Here is a 24,347-nt window from a genome sequence, read left to right as displayed (position 1 = left end):
ATATAAATTTGAGCCATGATGAGTTTCTTAGCGTAATCTATCGCTTATGGATAACACGAGATTGAAGCTATGAAGTATCAGATTATTCCAGTGACACCTTTTCAGCAAAATTGCAGCTTGATCTGGTGTGAAAAAACCAAGCGTGCTGCAGTCGTGGATCCCGGTGGGAATATTGACAGGATCCAAAACGAAGTGGCGAAACTTGGACTCGTCCTCGAAAAAATCCTCCTTACCCATGGGCATATCGATCATGTCGGTGGTGCTAAAGCCTTAGCGAAAGCCGCCAATGTGCCGATTATTGGCCCGCATATTGCTGATAAATTCTGGATTGATAACTTACCTAAGCAAAGCCAAAATTTTGGTTTTCCCCATTGCGATGCCTTTGAACCGGATCAATATCTACAGGATGGCGATATTGTTAAAGTGGGCGAGCAAAGTTTATCTGTGCTGCATTGCCCTGGGCATACGCCGGGACACATTGCACTTTTCTCTGCCCAATCTAAGTTGGCGTGGGTGGGGGATATTTTGTTTCGAAGTTCTATCGGCCGCACCGATTTCCCCCAATCAAATCATCAGGATTTAATTCACTCGATCACCGAAAAACTGTGGCCCTTAGGTGCCGAGGTTGAATTCATTCCTGGGCATGGTCCTATGTCGACTTTTGGTGAAGAGCGCGAGCATAACCCCTTTGTCGCGGACCAACTTTTACTGTAATTGAGACGCCATTCAGCATTGCTTGATTTGTGAGCGATAATCACTCGCAAATCAAATGATTATTTCAACTAATAAACCAACCTTTTTTATGTTTTCTGTTTTTCCTTCTAGACTTAAAGCAGTTCTTCCGTCTACTGGGGTAAGTATGAAAACAAAAACAATGATGAGCGTGGTCTTTTCGACCATAGTCGCGAGTGCCGTGATTTCTGCGGTATTGAGCTTCAATGTTAAGTCTAAAATCGATCTCTTTAATGATGCGGCTAGCGTGCGATATCAGTCCTATCAAGTTGCCGATGAGTTAAGACAAAGTTCCGATGACCTAACGCGTCTCGCTCGAACTTACGCTGTTACGGGTGATGAAAAATACGAAAAAATGTATATGGATATTTTGGCTATCCGTAATGGTGAGAAGTCTAGACCTGAAAAATATCACCAGATTTACTGGGATTTGGTGCTGAGCTATGGCGATAAGCCAAAACCCGACGGTGCTAGCATTGCGATAAACACGCAAATGAAGTCCCTCGGTTTTTCTGATGAAGAATTCCGTTACCTTGAACAAGCTCAGCAAAACTCAGATGCGTTAGTCGCCCTCGAAGTGAAAGCCATGAATGCCGTTAAAGGTATTTTTATGGACCCCAACACCCAAACCTACACGATCAAAGGTGAGCCTAACTTAACCATGGCGAGGGAGTTATTACATAGCGACCAATACCACAGAGAAAAAGCTAAGATCATGCAGCCGATTGATGAGTTTTTTACAGCATTGGATAAACGTACCGATGGTGATGTGAATAACCGACTCGACTCCCTGCATGCGGCATTAAACTGGTCCCAACTGGTGTTATTTATCGTGATTTTAGCCGCCGTTGGCGGATTTATTATCGTTAAGAGCAGGATTGTGACTCCCTTAGTGCAGACTTGTGTTGAATTGCTCGATATTCAGCGTTCTAAAAATCTTGCGCGACGGATCTCTGTTACGACTCAGGGGGAAATTGGCGAAATCGTTAATCAAATCAACTTGTTTATCTCTTCCCTTGCCAGTTCATTATCGACGACGGATGGCATTGCAAAAGAGGTGGCTGATTTAGCTAAGCAAACTAAAGCATCAATTCAAATTTCGCGTGAAAGCTCAAATCGGGTGGCGAGAGAACTGGATGCCAGCGCCAGTGCGATGGAAGAAATGACCACGACCTTAGTGCATGTGAGTGAGAGCACTTCGAATGCTGAAAGCCGCGCCGCCGAAAATGAAACGCATGTCACTGTAGGTAAACAGACAGTATCGGAAGCGTTGAAAGCCATGTCGGTATTAGAAACTGAGTTTAGGAATACTCAGGACTCTATGTCACACCTAGTGAACGAAAGTACCCAAGTCAGCAATGTGTTGAGTGTGATTAAGGCGATTGCTGAGCAGACGAATTTGCTGGCACTGAATGCCGCGATTGAAGCCGCACGGGCCGGTGAGCAAGGACGAGGCTTCGCTGTGGTAGCTGATGAGGTTCGATCATTAGCCCAGCGCACTCAAGATTCCACCAAGGAAATCGATGATATTGTCGCAAGCCTTCAAAGCCGTACGAATCAAGTGGGTACATCTGTGACTCAAGCGGCGACGCTAATGCAAAAGGCAGGGGTAGAACTGCAACGTATCGTGGCAGTATTTGAGGATATTCGTCACAGTACGGAAGCGATTCATGGGATCAATACTCAGGTTGCCGCTTCAACCGAAGAACAATCCTTGGTTTCTAAAGAAATCGCTTCGAGCATGATGGTGATCCGCGATAATTCCCGTGAAGTATCACAGATTATCGAACAGATTGAATCGACATCCATTAGTCTAGACAACCAATCCCAGATACTGCGCACTAAGGCGGGCGAATACCAGTTTTAGATAAATGTGATTGATTTGCGAACAAACGCCACTCAAGACATGGACGTCTATTCTTCCTCTTTAGCTTCCCCTGAACATATTTTATGCTTCAACACTTTTTGAAATCTATTACTCCTTTCAATACGCACACGCCTTTGCTAACTTGGTTGTCCATATGTTTAATGCGAGCGTTTGACGAAGCGGTTTTATTTGCTGATAAAACTTGCGTCAAGCTTTGATGACAAATAGACGTCGATAGCTGCGTTATTAACGGCTGATAGTTTCAATAGCTATAAGCGCATTAAATTTTTTAAATCTCCCTAACCCAATGGAGTCCTTGCGGATGGATCACCAAATCGAAGATTTACTAGAGCATTGGCTACCACTGGCGGATGACGCTTGGGTACTTGCGGTGATCACCCAAATTCAAGGTTCGGCTTATCGTAAACCCGGTGCCATGATGTTGTTCCATGAGTTTGGTCAAGGTGTGGGTATGTTAAGTGGCGGCTGTTTAGAAGCCGATTTACGTCGCCATGCTCAAAATGCCATGCAGACTAAGCAAGTCATGTGCGTCACCTATGATGCAAGCGATGAGTCCGATGCCAGCTATCGACTCGGTTGTGGTGGCATAGTAGATATCATGTTGATCCCTCTGCTAAAAGAGAATCATGATCTTGGCTTAGTTGAGCTAGTGCAGGCATTTCGTCACGGTCGGTCGGGGTTTTACCAATTGCCTTTAGTCAAAGCGGGGACTGATGCGCGCCAGTATCACGCTGCGTTTTATTCTGAGGAGTTGACGCCGTTCCCCGCCAGCGATTTTGTACGCACGGGCGTCTTCACTCAAGACGCGGGAGAATCACTGATTATTCCCTTGAGACCAAGATTCCATCTTGGGATCTTTGGTGGTGGTATCGATGCTAAGCCTGTTGCCGCCATGGCCCACACTTTAGGTTGGCAAGTGACTGTTTTCGATGGTCGTACCGCCTATGCCAGAGCGGCGGATTTCCCCCATGCCCATATAGTGAAACTGACCGCGGGGGAATTAACCGCGAATCATATCGCTCAATTGGATTGCGCCGTGGTGATGAACCATAACTTGGGCTTAGATGCTGCGGCATTAAAGGTCATTCAAGCGCATCCGCTAGCCTATATCGCCTTGCTTGGTCCTGCCCATCGACGGGATAAAGTGCTTGGAATGGCAGGGCTCAGTGCTGAATCTTTTACTGGGGTATTTTCTGCTCCCGCGGGGCTTGCCCTTGGCGGCGAGTTACCGAGTGCCGTGGCCTTAAGTATTTTGGCCCAGTGTCACGGCGTGCTCCATGGCGCAACCTTAAAACATCTCGATGAGATAATGCGTTGATGACGTTGCCGCCAGTGCAAAAGTCCACTGCGCTAACGTCGACACTGCCCGGTTCGAGACAGCCCAGTTCAGCAGTGCTAAAGTCGGCAGCGCAGGCGCCATGCTCATCCAAACGGTTGTTGATTGTGGTACTCGCGGCAGGTGGGAGTAAGCGCTTTGATGGGGTTAAGTTAGCGCAACTTCTACCATCACATAGTGCTACGGAAATTCGCGAACAAACCATCATTAACACTCATGTTGAGCGTTTACAGCAGCTTAGTTGCCAAGATTTAGGTGTGGATCGCCAAGACATTCATTCGCTCCAGCATACGCCTTTGTTAATCATACTCGGTGCTCATCAGCACATATTGCAGCCATTATTAGTCGAGCTTCATTCCCGCCAACCCTTTGATATTTTAGTTAATCCACAGTGGCAAACAGGCTTGGCATCCTCAGTGAGTTTGGCGGCAAGCTATGCCAAGGAGCAGGGCTTTGATGCCATGCTGCTGACATTGGCAGACCAAGTGGCCTTGAGTGCAGACGATTATCGACAACTGATTTTGACATGGCATGAAACCGGTAAAGACGTTGCCGCCCATTATTTGGATGATTTAGGTGTACCTGCTATTTTTAATGCCTCTACATTACCGCAGTTCACTCACTTGAGTGGTGATCGCGGGGCGAAATCTATTTTAAAACAACAAGCACAGCAGGGAGCGTTAGTCGCTATAACACTACCCCGCGCCGCAATTGATATTGATACCCAAGCCGATCTTGCGTCGTGGTTGGCACTTAAGGAGTGAGTTATGGCAGAAGTATTATCAACCACTGCAGTTATCAAGGAAGCCAGTACCGCCGCTTCCACCCAAACACTTTTCATCAACGGTAAATCATTTACCTTAGATGCCGATCCTAAGATGCCAATCCTGTGGGCGTTACGGGATATTTTAGGGCTCACGGGCACTAAATATGGTTGTGGTGCAGGGTTATGCGGTGCTTGCACTGTGCATTTAGACGGCCATCCCGTACGCGCCTGTTTAACCAGTTTGGGGCAGGCACAGGGAAAACGTCTGACAACAATTGAAGGGCTGGATAATCAAAAGCTTAAAAATGCATGGGCCGAACATAACGTGCCCCAGTGCGGCTATTGCCAAGCGGGACAATTGATGTCGGCTGCGGCGTTAGTGGCGCAGCATCCGAAACCTTCTGAAGCACAAATCAACTCGGCCATGTCGGGGAATATCTGCCGCTGCGGCACATATCCGCGGATTAAAGCGGCACTGCAAAACTATGCCAAACAGGAGGGCTAATATGAGTACTTTTACTGCCGTAGAAAATATCAGCCGCCGCGACGTGCTAAAACTGTTTGGCGCAGTAGGGGGCGGATTAGCATTAGGGGCGAGCGGACTAACATGGAGCCCCATGGCGCTGGCGCAGGATAAAGAAGCGCGGCTGAATCTGTTTATTGCCATTGGTGAAGACGACAAAGTGTATCTCACCTGCCATCGCTCCGAGATGGGACAGGGGATCAGAACCGGCATTCTGCAAGTCTTAGCCGAAGAGTTAGAAGCGGATTGGGATAAAATCGTCCCTATTCAAGGTTTAGCTGATAAACGTTATGCCAGCCAAAACACCGACGGTAGCCGCAGTATTCGTGAAAATTACGACCGCATGCGCCAGATGGGGGCGATGGCAAGAACCATGCTAGAGCAGGCTGCCGCCGCACGTTGGAAAGTTCCCGTGAGCGAGGTGCATACCGCCGACCATAAAGTGTTGCATGCTAAATCGGGCCGCTCGGCCAAGTTCGGCGAGTTAGCGTTAGCCGCATCTGAGCAACCCGTACCTGCCGTTGAGTCGTTAACCTTTAAAGAGGTTAAAGATTTCAAGCAGATTGGCGCATCACGCCAAATCGTTGATATGGATGCCATGTTAAGCGGCAGCGCGATTTATGGTTACGATATCAAACTCGAGGGCATGCTCTACGCCAGCATCATGCGCCCGCCCGTGCTTGGGAGCGATGTGGCAAGCTTGGATGATACCGCAGCGCGCAAAGTGGCCGGTGTCGTGGATGTGTATCGTTTGCCCGCCGCTAAGGGCGCTCCCGCGTTTCAGGCTTTGGGCGGCGTTGCTGTTATCGCCACAAACACGTGGAGTGCCCTTGAAGGGCGCAAAGCATTAAAGGTCACTTGGACTCAAGCCGACAACAGTCAGCATGATTCAAGCCTTTATTTGAAAGAGTTGGTCGAGCGGGTACAGCAAAGCGGTAATGTTGTGCGCCAAGTTGGTGATGAAATCAAAAACTGGCCCGAAGCGAATACGTTAAAGGCGGTTTATACCGTGCCTTATTTAATCCATTCCTCTATTGAGCCGCCCGTTGCTACTGCCCATGTGACTGAAAAGGGCTGTGAAATCTGGGCATCGACCCAAACGCCGCAAAGTACACAGCAAAATGTGGCCGCTGCGCTGGGTATGGAAGAAGATGCGATTAAAGTGAATGTCACCCTATTGGGTGGTGGTTTTGGGCGTAAATCTAAACCTGATTTTAGCGTTGAAGCCGCGCTGTTATCGAAGCAATTCAAGCGTCCAATTAAGGTGAGTTGGAGCCGCGAAGATGAAATTCAAAACGGTTATTACCATGCTATCAGCGCCCAGTCCTATCAGGCACTGTTTGATGCCAGCAACAAACCGACCGCGCTTTTAGCCCGTACGGGATTCCCATCGATCAGTTCAACCTTTGCCGAAGGGGTGGAATATCCCTCTGGCGGTGAGTTGGATTTAGGCTTTGTGGATGTGCCCTTTGCTTTGCCGAATTTAAGATACGAAGCGGTAAAAGCGCAGGCGCATAGCCGTATTGGTTGGATGCGTTCTGTGTGTAACATTCAGCACGGTTTTAGTGTCGGCAGTTTTGTCGATGAAATGGCTCATCGTTCTCAGGTTTCTTGCCCTGCAATGTGGCGTAGCCTGTTAGGTGAAGCAAGGTGTGAGACCTTTACCGACCAACAGTTTAAATATGGCAACTATGGCGAAGATCTTGATCGTCATCCCGTGGACGTCAGTCGCTATTTTGGGGTAATCGACGCGGTCGAAAAAGCCCAAGCTAAAGCGCCCAAGGCGGGTAAAAATCAGGGCTGGGGTTTTGCTGTACACCGCAGTTTTGTGAGTTACGTCGCTGTGGCTATGTTGGTGGAAGTGAGTGAGGATAAACAGCTTAAAGTGCTTAATGCCATCGCAGCCATAGATGCGGGCACGATAGTTAACCCTGATAGGGTAAAAGCACAGACAGAAGGTGCGATTGTATTTGGCCTGAGTTTAGCCTTGATGGGTGAAATCACTTACAAAGAGGGTAAAGTGCAGCAATCGAATTTCCACGATTATCCTTTGCTGCGACTTCCCCAAACCCCTGATATGGAGATCATCATTATTGCATCCGATGCGCCGCCCGCAGGCGTGGGTGAGCCGGGTGTGCCGCCCGTTGCCCCGAGTTTAACCAATGCGATTTTTGCGGCGACGGGGCAGAGGATCCGCGATCTTCCCGTGAATAAACTATTGCGAGTGTAGGGCACTGCAGAAGGGTTAACTGAAAGCTGTTTGAACAAAAAAGCGCCTAATAAGCGCTTTTTTCGTTTTTTTACCACAAAAAATTTGCTTGTTAGCGATTTTACGGGCATTAATGCCGAAAATTAGCAATAGATCAGGTTTTTGTTACCAAAATAGAGGTAATTTAACCAATATGTTTACCCAAGCTACCTCAAAATACACATTTTAGAGCGCCCAAGGGTATTAAACTTCCGTGAATAGAATTACTAAAGGGGTCATCCATGGAAAATCGTTGGCAAGTCGCTATTTCTGCCGGCCTATTGGCGGCTATTTGGTGTGGCGTCGCAGATGCTTTTCATCTGGTCACTTGGATCGGCTTTTTAGGTTGTAGCACTTTTTTTGCTCAACCTAAGGCTGGCTTTCAGGGCGTGATGATGGCGTGGTGCACAAACCTGTCCGGTGTATTTTGGGCTTGGCTCATTATCTCGGGTAGCAGCTTTTTTATTTCGCCCGTATTTGGGTATATTTTTACCGGCATAGCCACTTCGGCCATGTGTTTACAGGCAAGTTATCAAAAGCTTAGCTTTATTCCCGGCGCATTTATTGGCTGTTGCACTACCTTTGCTATGGCGGGTGATGTGGCCAATGTCGTGCCGTCGTTGATCATTGGTGGCTTATTAGGTTTTAGCATGAGCTTGTTAACGGGGCAGTTGGTTACTCTGACACAAAAGTGGTCTGCCGCCACACGTAACCAAGTTGCTAGCGCGGATTAGCATAATACCTGCTCAGATCTTATGACTGACATAGTTGTCGTGGCGATCTGAGCTATACTGCTGATTTAGTGCCAAATAGCATTTTGTTCTTAGGAATTATCAAGATGAAACAAATCCAGTTTCGTACCATTGATGCCATATTGATCAAGTTCAGTCTCAACGGAAAGTTTTGGGTAGTGTGTTCTATGGTGGCGCTGATCACGGCCGCCGTGGCGCTTGTCAACTATCAACATGCGCACCGTAACCTTGAGCAGGCCTCTATCGCTCGGGTTCAAGCTAGCGTCGATACCCTAGCGCAAGTTGCAACGGTGCAAAAGCTAGAAGCTGACGCCTTATCTCAATTTGCTAGTCAATACGGGTTAACTGTAACTTCAAGGCAAAGTGATGCGCAGCGTCAAGGGGATAAAGTGACGGCCAGCGCCAGTGTGTCAGGCCAAGCCTTACAACTGACGCAGAATGTCCATGAGTGGGAAGCCGATGCGCGTAGCGATGCTAACTTTATGTTCTGGTTAGCATTAGTGGGCTTGTTGCCTTTATTCCAACTGAGTTACTGGATTTCGACTTCACTCGGTGGTGGATTATGGGACATGTACTTAGCCATCAAACGCTTAGCCGATGGTGATTTGAGCTTTAGATTAAACTTCTTTGGTACTGACGATTTCAGTTTGATTGCCCGCGAAATCGATCGCTGCGCCGACAATATGAGTGAAATGGTGTCAGCCATTGGCAAAAATGCACAGACCTTATCATTGGCATCCGATGAATTTAATCAACAGGCGGCCACCAGTGATAAACTGATTGGGTTCCAACATCAATTCCTCGATTCCGTTGCCGTGGCGATGGCGCAGATGACCTCCGCGATTGAAGAAGTCTCTGTTAATGCGAGTAATACTTCGTTGCAAACCAAGGAAAATTCAAGCCAAATGTTGGCCAGTCGTGGGCGTATTAGCCACACAGTGGAAAGCATAGGTTTACTCTCAACTAAGATTGGCGCGGCGTTTTCATCGGTGGAACAATTGTCTAAGGATGCGGCGAGTATTGATGCCGTGGTCACAACCATTAACAGTATTTCCCAACAAACCAATTTATTAGCCTTAAATGCGGCCATTGAAGCGGCCCGTGCCGGTGAGCAAGGTCGTGGCTTTGCTGTGGTAGCCGATGAAGTGCGTACCTTAGCGGGTCGAACTCAACAGGCCACGGTAGAAATTCAGGCCATGATTGAAGGCTTACAATCTGGCACGAGTCGTTTATCTAGCATTACCATGGAGATAGTCGATCAGGCCGATGAAGGTCGCAGTGCGATTATCGCCGTCGGTGATGATGTTCAAGGCATGGCGCAATCGGTCAATGCGGTATTTGATATGAGCAGCCAAATTGCCGCCTCGGCGGAAGAGCAGAGTGTCGCCGCTCGCGACATTGCCGGACAATTGAATGAAATCCGCCATCAGTCAGAAACTATCAAACAAACAGCCCAGCGCAGTGTGACCTTAGCCAATGATCTGCACCATGCCTCGGTCGAGTTAGATGGGATTTTAAAGCAGTACCGCACGAGCTAATGTGTCACCTTTAATGTGAGTCGTCGGCATGGGGTGTTGAGCAATAACGCCCGATACTGAGTCTCATGTTAAGTAGTAACGTATCATCCGACAATGGCGGAAATCTTAGATTTCCGCCATTTTAATTTGGAAGTACCCAAAGAACTATTTAGTTATATTGCCCCATTCCGTTCTATCAGCGTGACATTATCTAAATTGACGGTCATAGATTTCAGGGGAGAAAGTTATGTCTGAAAATGTCCTTTTTGCGGAGGGTATTTCACTGTGGTTGGCGGTGGAAATCTGTGTTTTGTAAAAATAGAATTTGGGGAAATTGATGGTTTCTATATGGCTGATTGTGTTAACCTTTATCGGAAATATTTAAGAAAAATATCAAGCAATTTTAAATTGTTTGTTGATGATAAACGTTCACCAGAGTATCACTTGTTCGCCTCGGTCAATTAAAATTGGCTTGGGACGCCGCTTAACGTTAGGCAACAATAATTATGAATAACGATCCATTTCGAAACCCGACAGATACCGAAATAGCTAGCGCAGAAAGCAAACTGGGCATCAGTTTTCATGATGACTACCGATCATTTTTGAAGTCTGGCAGCGATGTTGCAAACGCTACCTTTGAGCCTGCGGTAATTTTACCCGGCTCTGGCCATCTTGATATCTTTGACATTGCTGAAACAGCCTGGAATGTCATGGGTCTTCCAAGAGACCTTTTGCCATTCATCGAGGATAATGGCGACTATTTCTGCATAGCAAAGACGGGTGAGATAATTTATTGGTCTCACAACGGCAGCACTAAGGAAGAATGGCCGAATCTTTCTGCATGGCACAAGCAGGTTTGTGTAGACCTTGAGTAACTGTGATAGCCTAAATAGTGGTTCAAATCGTTCGCTCCGCTCTCAGTGATGGGTTAAAGCCTGCCCCTTAGCCAAACGTTAACCCATACAAGCATTTAAAGCGGGATTGCTAACAGTTTGCTCGACTTCGCTTCGCTACACAATTTTAGCAAACGATTATCAGCCCCTTAAATGGGCGTTAAGCATTATGAGCAAATATCGAGATAAATTCGAATATCCGGAAAATCCAGCAAGTGCTGAAGAAATTCAGGCTCTTGAGAAATGGTTAGGAACAGATCTTCCGAGTGAGTATAAGAAGTTCTTGCTTGAAACTAATGGGGCAGAAACTCCGATTGGCGTGCAAGAACCAGATGACTCAGTTGTGCTCTGGAGCGCTAAAGAGATATCCGAATTAACAGAAGCCTATTGCTACGAGCAATACTTGCCTGGGTTGGTTGCTATTGGTTCAGATGGTGGGGGAGAGTCAATTGTCTTCGATACCACACATAATATAAGTTCAGAAGACTGGCCAGTTTATAGGGTACCTTTCGGCGATTTAACGAAAGAGTCTATGGTATTGTTGGCGGAAAATTTCAATGAGTGGGTTTCCAGTGGTTATTCGCTCAAGTTCTAAAATGTTTAACAAGGCCAGTCAATCTGACCTCCGTAAACTGTCTTCTTTTTTGCAAAAAGACGTAAAAAAGCTTCCAACTCACTCCGGCAGTTGCTGGCGGCGTTATGTTTAAAGCGGTAGAAATTAGAAAGAGGGCATCAATATGTCAGGAGAGCGAATATCGGGTGATGGAGAACGAGAACGATGTCCTGTACATGGGCATACGAGAAGGCTATCTAGCAAAGAAATTAATGAGATTAAGCACGCTGTAGAAGTTGCTAACTCACAAGCTAAACGTAAGGGAGTTACACCTAAAGATCCTCAAATTGGTCTTTTCAGTTGTAAATGTAATTGCTTCTATGTGAAAGTTGAATAATGGTCCATCAATATGTTGATAGTATTATCAGAATGCGAACATAACAAATTGCTGTATCTGAAATTTTTCCGTTCCTTCTTTTTTGTTTGATAACACAAAAGCTTCTACTCCAAAAATGCAGCTGAGCAAGGCGTTACACCATAGAAATTTCTATGCGAAATTCACTTGTTATAGCTGATGACCTAATACGCTTTTGTCCCAAAGCATGCTACCTATTTCTTTAAAAACAAACAGGCTTCGCCGATGCTAAACAGGTGAACCATGGTTATTTGCGAGACGACCTTCCGCCCCATGGCCGCTCTTTGGCGTCCATGCCATCGCGGCATTTGTGAATCCTTTCACATCAGATGGGGCGGTCGAGCATCCACGGATGGACTGGCTGCGAGTCGACGAGCAAATACCATGGCAAGCATGTGTGAGTGGATATCTGCAAACGCTAAACTCCTCACAACTAAAATTATTGGTCCCCAAACACTCGTCTTCAAGACATATCTGTCCAAAAGTGAATTACGTTCAGTATCACACCTGACTCATTGACTATTCATCGAACGACAAAGATAAAATATGTTTCGCCCATAAAAAAACATCGACCTAAGCCGATGTTTTATATCTACTAAGATGGTCGAACGTTAGCTGATTAAGCCTCTTTGAACGTGCTCCAAATGGGCGCATGATCTGAGGGTTTATCTATGCCGCGCAGATCGTAATCGACGTCGGATTCGACTAAACGTGCTGCCAGTGAAGGCGTTGCTAAAATCACATCAATACGCAGGCCACGGTTGTCATCGAACCCTTTGCTGCGGTAATCGAACCAAGAATAACGTTCGATGCGCTCTGGATGTAATTGACGGAAAGTGTCGATTAAGCCCCAGTCTTGTAAGGTTTTTAACCACTCACGCTCTTCCGGTTGGAAGCTACATTTGCCGGTTTTTAGCCAACGCTTACGATTGACTTCACCTATGCCTATGTCTAAATCGGTCGGCGAAATATTGATGTCACCTATGATGGCGATATCTTCATCGTTGCTGTGATTTGTCTGCAAGTAGTGCATTAAATCCTGATAAAACTTACGTTTAGCAGGATATTTTGTTGGGTGGTCTATGCTTTCGCCCTGGGGGAAATAGCCGTTGAACACAGTCAATGGACGACCATTCGCTTGGGTAAATGTGCCGATAATCATGCGGCGCTGGGCATCTTCATCATCGCTAGGAAAACCCTTTTGCAGTTTTTCTGGTGCGATTTTAGACAGCATGGCAACACCATAGTGAGCTTTACCGCCGTGGTAATGCACTTGATATCCCATGGCTTCGACTTCGGCTAATGGAAACGCCTCATCGTGCACTTTGGTTTCTTGCAGGCCGATGATGTCGGGCTGGTGGCTATCGATTAAGGCTTGCAATTGATGCAAGCGCGCCCGCAGACCATTGATGTTAAAGGACACTATTTTCATTAAGGCAGGACTCGTTTAAAGGGTTTAACCACAACACTTTGGTAAACGCCCGCTTCGATATAGGGATCGGCATCGGCCCAGTGTTTTGCTGCCACTAAGGATTCAAAATCTGCGACAACCAGTGAACCACTAAAGCCTGCATCACCAGGGTTTTCACTGTCGATGGCTGGGTGTGGGCCAGCGATCAGTAAACGACCTTCATCGGCGAGGGCTTGCAGGCGAGCTAAATGGGCTGGGCGTGCGGCTAAACGTTTTTCTAAACTATTCTCAAAATCTTGAGCTGAAATCATATACCACATTATTTGAGTTCCTTGCGTTGATCTTCGGGAAGGTGTTTATAAAGATAAAATACGGTCAGGACAGTATTAATTAAGGTTAAAGCGGTTAAACCAAACACTTTAAAATTGACCCAAGTTTCTAATGGCAAACTAAAGGCGACATAAATATTGACTAGGCCACAAGCGGCGAAAAAGATCACCCAATACCAAGTTACGCGAGCCCAAATTTTGTCGTCTACTTGCATTTCTTTGCCTAACATCGACTTTAATATCGATTTATTGAGCAATTGACTGACACCTAAGGCGATGGCAAACAAACTATAGATAATGGTCACTTTCCACTTGATAAAAGAATCATCGTGAAACACTAAAGTGAGTGTGCCAAACACTGTTACCATCGCAAAGGTGATTAAGTGCATCTTTTCAAGTTTCTTATATAGCGCATAGGTCACGATCAATTGAAGCGCGGTGGCTGCGATCAATGCGCCGCTGGCGATATAAATATCGAAAAATTTATAAACGGCAAAAAAGATGACGAGGGGCAGGAAATCAAGCAGTTGTTTCATAAATAATCATGTTAAAGAGACATGGGCTTGAGTGTAGCATGTGCAACATAAGGGCAAAAGCACCATGGGCCTAGGATTGCGATCTTGCCCATTAAATGGGTTTAATGGGCAAGTTAGACTTGTGCCTGTTTGGCGGCGTTTGTCTTAGCGTTAGGGCGACTTAGTAGTGGGCAATCGTGGCATTGGCCAGTGTTGGCGAGTTGATACCTTAGGCAGCAAGTACGGCGAATGCATTGGATGTTTGTACTGCCTTCTTTGGGTTCAACAATCAAATTGATGCTGTTATACAGTGGATTTTGGGTGCCATCAAAAAAGGTCGTTCTGCGAAACAGAGCTTGCTTAAGTTGCTGACTTTGTTGCTGAGATAATCCCAACTCTCCTAGATACCAGTGGATCAGATAGCCTAAGTGACTCCAATATAATTTAGCGGGCACGGGGCTCAAAGTGAGTAGGCGCTCAACACTCGGTTGCAGTAAGTTTAAGATAAAGCCTTGTAGGGCGAGTTCTTTATTAACTGGCGGCTTATATGAAGTTAATGGCGAGTGTACCTTAGTGTCTGTCTTGAAACTTGGCTTAGTGTTTGTTTGGGAAAGTGGCTCGATGCCGTGGTATTTTTTAAAGGTCAAAGCGGTATTTAGCTGGCGCTTTGCGATGTTAAATTCAAATTTTGCTACTCGGCCACTGGCGTGTACCAGCATAAAAACGGACTGTGGCTGCCAGTGAATAGGCTCGAAATCGGCTTTTGGGGCGTTAAAAATCCACTCCATCACAGGCGGAACTAAAAGGCCAAAATACCATTGGCCCCAAAGTGAATGCAGCGCTTTGCGAGTGTCTTTTCTACTGGCCGTAGCGCTTTTACTGACTAAGGCGCTTTTACTGGCGAAAGTGTGCGCTCGGCTGGTTGCAGCTGTTTTATCCGTCTCGGTTTCATCTTCAGTTTCACTCTCACTCTCACTCTGAGTTTCTGCGCTAGGGTGTGCGATGGCAAAACGTGCAATGAGTTTTTGATAAGTATCGGCGTTACTCCATTCATCAAAACTGAGCCCTGTAGGTGACTGCGTTGCGCTAAGGTGTTCGCCATAGAAGGGCGCCCGCTCATGTAACAGCTGATTGAGTGTCAAAATAGTTTGATTCAACGCGTTGTGGCTTGGCGAGGTATCGCACAATGTTTGCAGTCTGGTGTCTCTCCGTTGGCTTGCCATAGTGACTCCTTAATGGCTGTGATTGATTGCCGCGGTTATCGATAAGTCCATGTAAATGATTACCTTGCGAGCCCAAGATTTGGGCTCACAAGGTTTTTCGAACGATCTCAATATAAATCTGACTTAGAAGCGATAGTCCAAGGTTAAGCTGGCACTTCGCGGCGTACCGTATTGGAATTGACTATATTGACCGACTTGGCTGTAGTAAGTTTTATCTAAGGCGTTGTGCAGGTTGGCGCTGAGCTTAAGCTGCTCGGTGAAGGCGTAACTTGCCATTAGACTCGCTAGCGTGTAAGAGCCTTGCTCTACTTCGACTTTAATCGTGTCTATACCATTGCCTACAGGTTTATCGGCATCTTGGTAGACGCGGCTCTGCCAGTTAACCCCTGCACCAATTTGCAATTTATGCCAATCACCACCAAAGGTATAAGTGGTGAAGAGTTTTAACTGCTGACGTGGTGACGTGGTATTGATGCGTTTGCCCTTAGGATCTTCGGTGGTGAACTGGGTGTAGCCTAAGTAAACATTCCAGTCATCAGTGATTTTACCCGTCGATTCAAATTCGAAACCCCGAGTGTTAGTGCCATCGACTTCTTTGTAGATAGGAGTGGTGGTGCCAGGAATGAGTGTGCGAGTGTCTATGCCTATGTTGTCTTGCTTGATCTCAAACACCGACAGCGACATATCTAAAGCCTCATCGAACAGGCTCGCCTTAATCCCGCCTTCGTAGTTTTTCCCTTTGACCGGATCTAGATAGCTTTTATCTATTTTTTGCTTAGTTTGCGGTGCAAAAATATCCGTATAACTGGCATAGAGCGAATATTGCTCGGTCAGGGCGTAGGTGAGGCCGAAGTAAGTAGTGAGTTCGTTGCTAATGCTAAAATCGTAGCTGCTGCCAAAGTTATCTTGGTCGGTTTCCCACTCATTGAAGCGTAATCCGACGAGGACAGCTAACGCGTCGCTGAGATTAAGCTGAGTCGCTACATAGGCTGCACTCTGTTTGGTTTCGCCAAATGAACCCGTGGTATAAGTTTCCTTCCATTGAGGTTTTGGATATTGGAAGTTCGGATCGCGAAAATCCCCTAAAAGCGGTACTGCAGCCGTGGGGTAATAATAGGGATTGGCGAACTCTTGGCGTTGGCCATTCCAGCCAAACATCAATTGATGTTCTAATCCAAAGAGTTGGTATTGTCCTTCGGCGCGCAAATCCATATTGTGTTGGGTGCGACTGCCGTCGACATAGGCGATAGACCCCGCCTTTGCGCCGACATTGGTTACAGGATCGGGATAGCCCATGGCCCATAGCACATCGAACTCCAATGAGTTATCGCCATAGGTGTAAGTCCCTTTTAGGTTCCAACCGTTATCTAATCTGTGTTCGAGACTCGCAAAGGTGTTGAGGCCTTGGGTATGCGCCGAGCCCCAATCGGGCGCCGTTGAAGTGGCACGATCATAATTAGTGCGACTGCCATCGCTGTAAAATAGTGGTAAACCGCCCGACATAGTGCCGCTCGGCGTAGCATCTTGGTAATCGACACCAAGGGTGAATAAGGTGCTATCGCCAATATCGGTTTCGACTATGCCGTATAGCGTAGTGCGCTGCTGCTCGTACCTGTCTTGGAATGAATCTTTATCCTGATAGGCGGCCACCACGCGACCGCGCACAGAACCCGAGTCATTTAAGCCGCTGGAAACATCGACCATACCGCGCACATTATTCCATGAGCCCACACTTAGGGATGTGTTGCCCATAAACTCTTGAGTCGGGCGTTTACGGATAAGGTTAATCGCCGCCGAGGGATTACCGGCTCCCGTCATGAGGCCAGTCGCGCCGCGTACCACTTCTACTCGCTCGTAGATGGCGGTGTCGATCAGATTATCCCCATAGTTGAAGCGGGTGTCGTAGGTGGTGGGTACGCCATCGTACAAAATGCTGCTCACGGCAATGCCACGGGCACTAATACTGTATCTGTCGTTATCCATTGGGCGGGCATTGATCCCCGCGACGCTGGTCATGGCATCAATCACGCTATTAAGCTGTTGATCATTCATCATTTGGCGGGTGATAGACGTGACCGACTGCGGTGTTTCTAGATAGGATAAATCGAGACCAGTTGCCGTGTTCATCGCTTGGGTCTTATAACGGTTGTCGTGTAAATCCTTAGCGCCAATGACATTGATGACTTCAATTTCTTTTTGGTGCTTTTTAGTCTTACTATCCGCATCGACAGTGTCAGCTGTGGCATGGGGAACCGTGGCTAACATGGCTGAGCACAGCAATAGCTTCGGGTTAACGAGGGCTTGCCGACAGACGAGTGCGATGCTGGAGAGAGGAAAAGTCTTCATAATGTTGATCTTTAATTCCGTTTAGGTTGGGGGTTAAACAAGCTGGGCCAACATTGGCCCAGCTAAAGTTTCGGGGTTATCCACTTTGTGGTGTGTTAACGTGCCTTTTGCTCAGCGCTGCTAAGCATAGGGCGCTTAAAGGCATGGCTTTGTCTAAAGGCCGCCAAGGGATTGTCGATGCCACCGGCGAAACGCAGGTTTTTCTCCCTGTCGGCGAGGTCTATCATTTGTTGGTTATTATTCAATTGGATACGATTGAGGCACGTACGTACAAAGCTGTCCTTAAACAGATCGTATTGGGCAAACTTGTCGGCCAAATGTGGATGCTGGGCTTGGTAATCACGTACATTGTCCGCCACTAGCTCCCAGAATTGGCTTTCACTGACACTGGTTTGCTCATCGAGCAGCGGTGCTAAATAGCGGAAAATACAGTCAAAAATATCCAGTAAGATGTAGTTAAGTTTCATCTCTTCTTCAAGGCTCACCGCAAGGCGTTTTACATCATCAGGTAGCGGCTTCGCGCCATTGAGTACCGCGACTTCTTCGCCTATGTCTTTCATCAAAATCTTGACTGGCACATATTCATCGAGTACTAAGATCAGGTTTTCACCATGGGGCATAAAGACCAGATCGTAGGCGAAAAAGGCATGTAACAGCGGCGATAAATACAGGTTTAAGTAGCGACTGACCCAATCCTTTGCTGGTAAGCCTGAGGCGGCTATCAAGGCTGCAATAAGGGCCTTATCTTCATGATCCGTATGCAGTAGCGCAGCCATGGTCATCAGATTTTGCTTAGGATCAATGTGTGGCAGTGGGCTTTCGCGCCACAGGGCAGAAAGCATTTTTTTGTAGGCGCTATCTTGGGTGAGTGCTTGTTCGTAATAGGTGTGGTGATAACCTATGGCGGCAATTTCCTTCAGGATCACAAACCCTTGCTGAGTAAAGTAAGGGTCGCTCTCTACCAAGTTCGCCACCCATGCATTTATTTGCGGTGTGCAGCTCATGTAAAGGGGCGACAGGCCGCGCATAAAGCCCATATTTAAGATGGAAAGCGCGGTTTTGACATAGCACTTTTGTGGCGATGAAAGATTGAAGAAAGTGCGTATCGATTGCTGTACTTGGTACTGTTCACTGCCTTCGCCAAGATAAACCAGATCGCCACGGGCGATGTCGCCGGCAAAGACGCGGGCGATTTTTTCACGCCACTGCCAAGGGTGCACAGGCATAAAGTAGAAGTCCTGTGGATCATGCTGCTGGGTTTTAAGATGCTGCTGAAATTCATCGAACTGCTGGCCAAGCTCCTCCTTGAGTAACGCGTCGTGACTCAAGTTTTCGAGGGCTGCAAACGTGGTCTTACTCTTGCGCACTCCAAGCCAGACTAATTGCATCGGCATCGCGCTTTCAGGGGCAAATTGACGGTAATCCTGCATATCAAAACCAATCCGGCCATTATTGGCAATAAACACCGGATGGCCTTCTGTCATACCCGCTTCTATGCTCTGATAATCGGCTCGCGCCAGCGTGGCGGCGGGGATCGCCTGATGCGCTAACTTGTATGCCTTACTGTAAAGGGTGCTGGTGATTTCTTCTAAATAGGTTGGTAGTAAGGTTTCGCTGATCCCTAAGTCATTTTTAAGGGAAATGATCAGCGACATTGCATCGAGGGTTTGTTCTTTGCCTGCAAGTGAAACGCGGATGGAATCAGCATCGATAGCAAGATGATCGAGCTGATAGTGCCGCGCACTAAAATAGTAAGTGCTGTCTTTGAGCCGCAGTTCATAGTGGTTAAGCCCCGTTTTTTGCCCGTACAGGGTCGGCGTAATGAGCTTCTCGTGGGTGAATTCGCAGAGGATTTTCTTCACTAAATGACGATTAGCCGCTTGCCAATAGGCGGGAGTCAAATGCTCCGGCATAGAAGTTGATGTTGTCGACAGCGCCGAGCTTTGTTGAGCATGTACTGCTTGATCATGATGATCTTGCGTTGGCAATGGGTTAATTAATAAGGCTTTTGTGGGTAAGTTCATCTAATTCACCTAAAGAGTCGATAATGTCATGGGAGAGGTTGGAGATACCGCGTGCGAGCTTGGCTTTGCTAGGGTTGGGCTTGCTAAGTTTGGCAGAGCAGACGTTGACTGAGCTGAGCTTGGCAGGGCTGAGGTTGTTTGGGTTAGGCTCGTCAAAGAGGGCGTGCTCGATGGTTGAAGGCGCTGGGCCGCAGTGCAAAATCCGAGGAAAGCAGCTTTAGTGCTTAATTGAATCGCTTTTTCATAGCGAATGCCTATCAGGCTATTTAAGCGATGAATTTTGCTATTGAGTTGATCGGGTTCAACCACGAGGCGATTAAAGGCAAGTTTTTCAAGCACGAGCTGCGCTATCGCATCCATCACCTTCAAGGATAAGCCGCTGACGGGTTTGCCATCTGGCGGCGCGATAATCAGATGCATACCACAATCACCCGGCGCAACACGATAGTGCTGGCCGATTTCATCGTGGACGGGATCGTAGAGTTCCACCATAAATAGTGCTTTGGCCTGCCATTCACCTATCAAGGCAAACTTGTGTTCTGTTGTTGCTAACAGATTTTTTATGGCATCAAGGTTCAAGCCCTGCATACCCCAAAACTTGGCGTAATCTTGGTTAAACCAAGACTGTAGTGTTGGAATGTCTTGTGTAAGGTCTAACGCTCTGAACTGAAAACCATTAATGCTCGAAATAGCGGATAGTTGCGTTAAACATAGTTGCGTTAAACAATGGTTGCTAAATTGGCTTGCCATTATTATGCCTCCTGGTTCGGCGCCATTAAGACCGGCATATTGGTTCCCGCGCCTGAACTCACGGTTGAACTTACGCCAGAATTTGGAATCTTGGTTGGAGGGATAGTTTGTGGCGCATCAACTTGAGTTTTTCTGTGCGGCGCCTTAGGAAAATGTCTTGGATTAAGCTCCAGCGTGTTAATTGCATTGGCGCCGCAGGGCTGATGACTGGCAAGTTTGGCCGGATCGAAGGTTTGAAACGCGATATGTTCCTCAATGTGGTAGGGCGCATAACCGAGCACAGCTTTTAAGATGGTGCCGTTGCGATAACAGCCCATACCCAGATCTGGAGAGCTTATCCCATGGGTATGCAAACCGACATTCTGGACAAAAATATCCCCTCGAATATCTATGCTGTAATCACGCTGCACGCTAAGTTGTCCGGCGTCATCGAATTCGACTTGTTGTTTAATACCACTGATAAACTCGGGTAAACGATAGTGGTAACCTGTGCCTAAAATGACGGCGCCCGTTTCTTGCTCAAAGGTGTGATTTTTTTCATTGTGGTGGAAATGCAACTTGAGCATATTGGCTTGGGGCTCGATATGAGTCAGCGCCGCATTCGTCATCAGTCGGCATTGAAAATCGGCCAATAGGCGCTTTTGATATAACAAATCGTAAATGTCGTTTATCAGCTCAGAATTTATCCCTTTGTAGAGCTGTTTCTGGCTGGCGATCAGTGAGCATCTTTGATTAGGGGTCAACTCGTGGAAGTAATCGACATAATCTGGCGAGGTCATCTCTAAAGTAAGCTTGGTATATTCCAAGGGATAAAAACGCGCTGATCGTGTCATCCAATTGAGTTGATAACCATAGGTATCAATATCTTGCAGTAGATCGTAAAACACTTCCGCCGCACTCTGGCCACTACCAATTACTGTGATGGCACTCTGACTCTGCAGGTAGGTTTTTTGCTGCATATAACTGGCGGTATGCATGACCCGTGCATCTTGGATTGGGCAATCCTTTGGTAGATAAGGTTCAGTGCCAGTGCCTAGCACTAGCTTTCGGCATTGATAGGTATGGGTTTTACCACTGCGCCTATCAAAACCTGTAACTCGATAAATACTTTCACCTGCGTTGTAATCCACTTGAGTGACCTTAAAACCAAATTTAAGGTTGCTGAGTTGTTGGCTCACCCATTGGCAATACAAGTTGTATTCGTGGCGAGGTAAAAAGAAATTCTCACGAATATAAAAGGGATAAAGTCTGCCCGTTTGCTTGGCAAAATTAAGGTAACTGTAGCGGCTGGTGGGATCGGCCATAGTCACCAGATCCGACATAAAGGGTGTTTGTAATCTTGAGGATTTGAGTAGCATGCCTGGATGCCAGTCAAAACTGGTTTTAGCATCTAAAAATAAGCAGTTAAAGCCGTCAATAGGTTCTGATAAGGCGGCGAGGCCAAGATTGAATGGGCCAATGCCTATGCCAAGTAGATCAAAGATTTCGCGATCCATTTCCCTTTGCTGTGTACTCACTTACGCCTCCTTGGCAACATGCTGCTGCGCGTTGCCGATCCAGTAATCAGTTACCTAAGGACGCAAACCAAAGTGAATGCGGTTATCAAAATAGACTGTTTGGCTATTTATCTTGCGTTGATTAACTCGCTATTTTTAGCTCAGTCCTTAGGCCATTTCCTGCTGTCTCTGTCCCGACAACGGTAGGTAAATTAGCATGTGAAAATATTCAAATGCAAATCATTCTCATTTGTGTGGGGCTGTGGGTTAATACTTTTAACTGATGAATAAGGGGGGCAGATACGGTTAATGGTACAAATAAGTAAATGACAAAGGAGTGATAATTAGGCAGCGTTTTGAGGATGTATCATTTAGGGTTTTACGAGCTCTATTTTTATAAAATATATAAATACAGTGGGTTACATTAATGCTTGAGTTGGTTCGAGAGCAGAGGAAAATTGATTTAGGTGGGAGTCATGTCATCCTTATACAATAAACATAGGTGCCGCTAAACGGTCAGTGTAAATCCATTGTAAAGCGTGGACTGGGGGCTCAATGAGCGCTTTGATTTAATACGATTGGTATGGTGTAGGTCGTACTGTTTTAGTTTAAGTGAATATGGGCAGGGTAACAGATCGAGCAATTATCGATGTAATTTTTAGTTGCTGTACGCATAAGAGAAGGAGTTCAAGATAAAGCCGTCCTAAAACGGCTTTGAAATAAAATAGTTAAATCGGAAGATTAAGTCGTAAAACTAGCGTAAATCGACAAAATGAGCTGTGATTTTACGCACCAAAGGTAACACCATCAGCAGTGTAGGAAAGGCGACAACCCATGAGATCAGCCAAGCGCCGAGCCAGAGTTCGAGAAATTGCGGTGAAGCGCCAACGCCATTGAAAGTGCTGATCCCAGAAACGATACAACTCATGAGAATAGAGAGAAAAAATGGCATCACCACAGTGGCATACTTGGCCGGTAATTTGGGTGTACCCAAAAAAGTACGAGGTTTGTTATCGGGTAAAGATTTAGAAATGGTCATCGGATCCTCTAATGGATATGTATCAGGCGAATGATTTGTTACAGGCTAGCACTATACCTTTTTTTATCGACTCAATTCATCCAATTTGTTACCCAAAGCTCGCCTGTTACATTAACCCAATGGCCTAGCGAGATAGGGGATTTCCCAAGTTCATTATCAAAGGGGAGCGGTAGATTTGATTGCAACAGGTAAATTGTATCTTCGGGTGTTTGGCTGATGTCGATGATTTGTCCCGAAGCTTCAAAGTGACAGTTATGCAACGGGAATTTTAGATGCTGGTGTGGCGTTTGTTTAATCATATCAGCTTGAAGACTGGCACTTGCTAATCGGCCAAGCAATTCAACTGTGACCCATTGGTTAACCGGAAAACGAATTTCGGCCTGCTGATCGCTACCTTGGTAGTAAAACCAAATTGGTGCACCATTATCGCATTTACCTGCAACTTCACCTTCAAAACCACAGCCCCAAGGCGTTAATTCGAGAATATAGATCCGATACTGCATAAAAAGTCCGTTTTTCTTCGATAGGGCATTCTATCGAGGAACTGTGACTAAATAAATACGCTGTCAGTGTAGTACTGCGTGAGTGTCAGTATTGCCTTGATAGATAGTGTTTGCGGGAGATAAAGGCTGAGTAAACATAGAGCTTGGTAAATATAAACAAAATAAGCGAGGCGACGAGTCTACCTCACTTATTTTATTTGTAATTGAATTCTTGATTTATATTGGATTATTTAAATCAAGACTCTCTTAGGTTGCAGCCTTCATTGCGCGAGTAAATTCCCCAAGCGTTGCAAGTAGCTTAACTTCATCGTGCTGGTGGGTTTCGATGATTTTTACTACGGCAGAGCCAGAAATCGCCCCCGCAGCGCCCGCTTTGATGGCGGCGCTTACCTGTAAAGGCTCGGCAATACCAAAACCGAGGAGCGGTGGTGGGGCGTTAAAGGTTTTTAATTTAGATAAAATTTCCTCTACCGGCACGCCAGCTTTCGTGTCTGTGCCTGTGACTCCCGAGCGGGATAAGAGATAGGTGTAACCTTCACCACTTTTACTCACTTGCTCAAGGGTTTCACTGTCGGCATTGGGCGGCGCGATAAAAATTGGCGCAATACCATGGGCTTTAGCGGCTTCGCTAAAGGGCGCTGATTCTTCCACTGGCACATCGGCGATAAGTACTGAATCCACACCCGCTTGCTGCGCTTTGGCGTAAAACGCATCTATGCCGTTAGCAAAGACTAAGTTCGCATAAAGCAGTAAACCGATTGGCAGTTCAGGGTATTTTGCACGCACTTGCGCCAGTAATTCAAAACACGCCGTTGGAGTCGTGCCTGCGGCTAAAGAACGCAGGTTAGCGCCTTGGATCACTGGGCCATCGGCCAAGGGATCGGAAAACGGAAAGCCCAGTTCTAAGGCATCGGCGCCGTTTTGCACTAAGGTATCGATAATTTTTAGCGATAACTCAGGGCTAGGGTCGCCAAGGGTGACGAATGGGACAAAAGCGCCACGACCTTCAGTTTTGAGTTTGGCAAAGGTGGCTTGGTAACGGGCCGCTTGGTAAAGGCCTGGGTTAGTCAATGTATCACTCATGTTCG

21 protein-coding genes are annotated in these 24,347 nt (G+C 46.7%); 10 read left to right on the top strand and 11 right to left on the bottom strand.

The features are described 5' to 3' along the window. Nucleotides 1-69 precede the first annotated feature (69 nt). From L5L77_RS09575 to L5L77_RS09530, 10 genes are all read left to right on the top strand, one after another. Entirely contained in the window at nt 70-714 is a 645-nt protein-coding gene (locus L5L77_RS09575) for an MBL fold metallo-hydrolase (protein WP_131523516.1), read from the top strand. Between the two features lie 145 nt (nt 715-859). Beyond that, the gene (locus L5L77_RS09570; RefSeq protein WP_028761018.1) at nt 860-2,599 is read left to right on the top strand and encodes a methyl-accepting chemotaxis protein; all 1,740 of its coding nucleotides are present in this window, start codon (nt 860-862) and stop codon (nt 2,597-2,599) included. Nucleotides 2,600-2,921: 322 nt separating this feature from the next. Further along, complete coding sequence (locus L5L77_RS09565; RefSeq protein ID WP_168824222.1) at nt 2,922-3,938, top strand: XdhC family protein; 1,017 nt, start codon at nt 2,922-2,924, stop codon at nt 3,936-3,938. Beyond that, complete coding sequence (locus L5L77_RS09560; RefSeq protein WP_263166745.1) at nt 3,938-4,720, top strand: nucleotidyltransferase family protein; 783 nt, start codon at nt 3,938-3,940, stop codon at nt 4,718-4,720. The genes L5L77_RS09565 and L5L77_RS09560 overlap by 1 nt, the downstream gene beginning before the upstream one ends. A 3-nt stretch (nt 4,721-4,723) precedes the next feature. Further along, nucleotides 4,724-5,227: a (2Fe-2S)-binding protein gene (locus tag L5L77_RS09555; protein WP_113940726.1), complete on the top strand. Its 504-nt coding sequence runs from the start codon at nt 4,724-4,726 to the stop codon at nt 5,225-5,227. Between the two features lies 1 nt (nt 5,228). Next, nucleotides 5,229-7,475, top strand: coding sequence for a xanthine dehydrogenase family protein molybdopterin-binding subunit (locus L5L77_RS09550; protein WP_263222637.1), 2,247 nt, complete (start codon nt 5,229-5,231; stop codon nt 7,473-7,475). 260 nt (nt 7,476-7,735) lie between these two features. After that, the gene (locus L5L77_RS09545) at nt 7,736-8,227 is read left to right on the top strand and encodes a DUF1097 domain-containing protein (protein WP_028761013.1); all 492 of its coding nucleotides are present in this window, start codon (nt 7,736-7,738) and stop codon (nt 8,225-8,227) included. 104 nt (nt 8,228-8,331) lie between these two features. Continuing rightward, nucleotides 8,332-9,783, top strand: coding sequence for a methyl-accepting chemotaxis protein (locus L5L77_RS09540; RefSeq protein WP_263184847.1), 1,452 nt, complete (start codon nt 8,332-8,334; stop codon nt 9,781-9,783). Between the two features lie 485 nt (nt 9,784-10,268). Beyond that, nucleotides 10,269-10,637 carry an SMI1/KNR4 family protein gene (locus L5L77_RS09535; RefSeq protein ID WP_028761011.1) on the top strand — a complete coding sequence of 123 codons (369 nt, stop codon included), beginning with the start codon at nt 10,269-10,271 and terminating at the stop codon, nt 10,635-10,637. Nucleotides 10,638-10,824: 187 nt separating this feature from the next. Continuing rightward, nucleotides 10,825-11,250 (top strand): SMI1/KNR4 family protein, encoded by a 426-nt coding sequence (locus tag L5L77_RS09530; protein WP_131523523.1) that lies wholly within the window; start codon nt 10,825-10,827, stop codon nt 11,248-11,250. A 992-nt stretch (nt 11,251-12,242) separates the two neighbouring features. Here the strand turns inward: L5L77_RS09530 and xthA are convergent. From xthA to trpA, 11 genes are all read right to left on the bottom strand, one after another. Next, nucleotides 12,243-13,055, bottom strand: a complete 813-nt coding sequence (xthA, locus tag L5L77_RS09525) for an exodeoxyribonuclease III (protein WP_168824214.1) — start codon at nt 13,053-13,055, stop codon at nt 12,243-12,245. Further along, on the bottom strand, nt 13,055-13,354 hold the full coding sequence (locus L5L77_RS09520) for a YciI family protein (protein WP_028761008.1): 300 nt from the start codon (nt 13,352-13,354) through the stop codon (nt 13,055-13,057). The genes xthA and L5L77_RS09520 overlap by 1 nt, the downstream gene beginning before the upstream one ends. Next, nucleotides 13,354-13,899: a septation protein A gene (locus L5L77_RS09515; protein ID WP_028761007.1), complete on the bottom strand. Its 546-nt coding sequence runs from the start codon at nt 13,897-13,899 to the stop codon at nt 13,354-13,356. The genes L5L77_RS09520 and L5L77_RS09515 overlap by 1 nt, the downstream gene beginning before the upstream one ends. Before the next feature lie 113 nt (nt 13,900-14,012). Next, complete coding sequence (fhuF, locus tag L5L77_RS09510; protein ID WP_263184846.1) at nt 14,013-15,101, bottom strand: siderophore-iron reductase FhuF; 1,089 nt, start codon at nt 15,099-15,101, stop codon at nt 14,013-14,015. Between the two features lie 123 nt (nt 15,102-15,224). Then, nucleotides 15,225-17,447, bottom strand: a complete 2,223-nt coding sequence (locus L5L77_RS09505) for a TonB-dependent siderophore receptor (protein ID WP_263184845.1) — start codon at nt 17,445-17,447, stop codon at nt 15,225-15,227. A 95-nt stretch (nt 17,448-17,542) separates the two neighbouring features. After that, a complete protein-coding gene (locus tag L5L77_RS09500) occupies nt 17,543-19,471 on the bottom strand; it encodes an IucA/IucC family protein (RefSeq protein ID WP_263184844.1) in 1,929 nt (642 codons plus the stop codon). 9 nt (nt 19,472-19,480) lie between these two features. Then, nucleotides 19,481-20,221, bottom strand: a complete 741-nt coding sequence (locus L5L77_RS09495; protein ID WP_263184843.1) for a GNAT family N-acetyltransferase — start codon at nt 20,219-20,221, stop codon at nt 19,481-19,483. A gap of 2 nt (nt 20,222-20,223) precedes the next feature. Continuing rightward, nucleotides 20,224-21,738: a lysine N(6)-hydroxylase/L-ornithine N(5)-oxygenase family protein gene (locus L5L77_RS09490; RefSeq protein ID WP_263222634.1), complete on the bottom strand. Its 1,515-nt coding sequence runs from the start codon at nt 21,736-21,738 to the stop codon at nt 20,224-20,226. A gap of 733 nt (nt 21,739-22,471) precedes the next feature. Then, nucleotides 22,472-22,756 (bottom strand): DUF2798 domain-containing protein, encoded by a 285-nt coding sequence (locus L5L77_RS09485; RefSeq protein ID WP_028761002.1) that lies wholly within the window; start codon nt 22,754-22,756, stop codon nt 22,472-22,474. 71 nt (nt 22,757-22,827) lie between these two features. Continuing rightward, on the bottom strand, nt 22,828-23,259 hold the full coding sequence (locus L5L77_RS09480) for a glycerate kinase (RefSeq protein WP_105252115.1): 432 nt from the start codon (nt 23,257-23,259) through the stop codon (nt 22,828-22,830). Between the two features lie 246 nt (nt 23,260-23,505). Then, nucleotides 23,506-24,342: a tryptophan synthase subunit alpha gene (trpA, locus tag L5L77_RS09475; protein WP_263222631.1), complete on the bottom strand. Its 837-nt coding sequence runs from the start codon at nt 24,340-24,342 to the stop codon at nt 23,506-23,508. Between the last annotated feature and the right edge of the window lie 5 nt (nt 24,343-24,347).

Source organism: Shewanella sp. SM29, assembly GCF_025654245.1.
Lineage (GTDB): Bacteria > Pseudomonadota > Gammaproteobacteria > Enterobacterales > Shewanellaceae > Shewanella > Shewanella oncorhynchi.
This window is presented reverse-complemented; position numbering and strand designations above follow the sequence as displayed.

Excerpts from the sequence above, each read along its gene's own strand:
- L5L77_RS09540 (WP_263184847.1), top strand. The coding sequence starts at position 8,332 with ATGAAACAAATCCAGTTTCGTACCATTGATGCCATATTGATCAAGTTC.
- L5L77_RS09515 (WP_028761007.1), bottom strand. The coding sequence starts at position 13,899 with ATGAAACAACTGCTTGATTTCCTGCCCCTCGTCATCTTTTTTGCCGTT.
- L5L77_RS09485 (WP_028761002.1), bottom strand. The coding sequence starts at position 22,756 with ATGACCATTTCTAAATCTTTACCCGATAACAAACCTCGTACTTTTTTG.
- L5L77_RS09550 (WP_263222637.1), top strand. The coding sequence starts at position 5,229 with ATGAGTACTTTTACTGCCGTAGAAAATATCAGCCGCCGCGACGTGCTA.
- L5L77_RS09480 (WP_105252115.1), bottom strand. The coding sequence starts at position 23,259 with ATGCAGTATCGGATCTATATTCTCGAATTAACGCCTTGGGGCTGTGGT.
- L5L77_RS09545 (WP_028761013.1), top strand. The coding sequence starts at position 7,736 with ATGGAAAATCGTTGGCAAGTCGCTATTTCTGCCGGCCTATTGGCGGCT.
- L5L77_RS09520 (WP_028761008.1), bottom strand. The coding sequence starts at position 13,354 with ATGTGGTATATGATTTCAGCTCAAGATTTTGAGAATAGTTTAGAAAAA.
- L5L77_RS09555 (WP_113940726.1), top strand. The coding sequence starts at position 4,724 with ATGGCAGAAGTATTATCAACCACTGCAGTTATCAAGGAAGCCAGTACC.
- trpA (WP_263222631.1), bottom strand. The coding sequence starts at position 24,342 with ATGAGTGATACATTGACTAACCCAGGCCTTTACCAAGCGGCCCGTTAC.
- L5L77_RS09575 (WP_131523516.1), top strand. The coding sequence starts at position 70 with ATGAAGTATCAGATTATTCCAGTGACACCTTTTCAGCAAAATTGCAGC.
- fhuF (WP_263184846.1), bottom strand. The coding sequence starts at position 15,101 with ATGGCAAGCCAACGGAGAGACACCAGACTGCAAACATTGTGCGATACC.
- L5L77_RS09565 (WP_168824222.1), top strand. The coding sequence starts at position 2,922 with ATGGATCACCAAATCGAAGATTTACTAGAGCATTGGCTACCACTGGCG.
- L5L77_RS09570 (WP_028761018.1), top strand. The coding sequence starts at position 860 with ATGAAAACAAAAACAATGATGAGCGTGGTCTTTTCGACCATAGTCGCG.
- L5L77_RS09495 (WP_263184843.1), bottom strand. The coding sequence starts at position 20,221 with ATGGCAAGCCAATTTAGCAACCATTGTTTAACGCAACTATGTTTAACG.
- L5L77_RS09505 (WP_263184845.1), bottom strand. The coding sequence starts at position 17,447 with ATGAAGACTTTTCCTCTCTCCAGCATCGCACTCGTCTGTCGGCAAGCC.
- L5L77_RS09500 (WP_263184844.1), bottom strand. The coding sequence starts at position 19,471 with ATGAACTTACCCACAAAAGCCTTATTAATTAACCCATTGCCAACGCAA.
- L5L77_RS09560 (WP_263166745.1), top strand. The coding sequence starts at position 3,938 with ATGACGTTGCCGCCAGTGCAAAAGTCCACTGCGCTAACGTCGACACTG.
- xthA (WP_168824214.1), bottom strand. The coding sequence starts at position 13,055 with ATGAAAATAGTGTCCTTTAACATCAATGGTCTGCGGGCGCGCTTGCAT.
- L5L77_RS09535 (WP_028761011.1), top strand. The coding sequence starts at position 10,269 with ATGAATAACGATCCATTTCGAAACCCGACAGATACCGAAATAGCTAGC.
- L5L77_RS09530 (WP_131523523.1), top strand. The coding sequence starts at position 10,825 with ATGAGCAAATATCGAGATAAATTCGAATATCCGGAAAATCCAGCAAGT.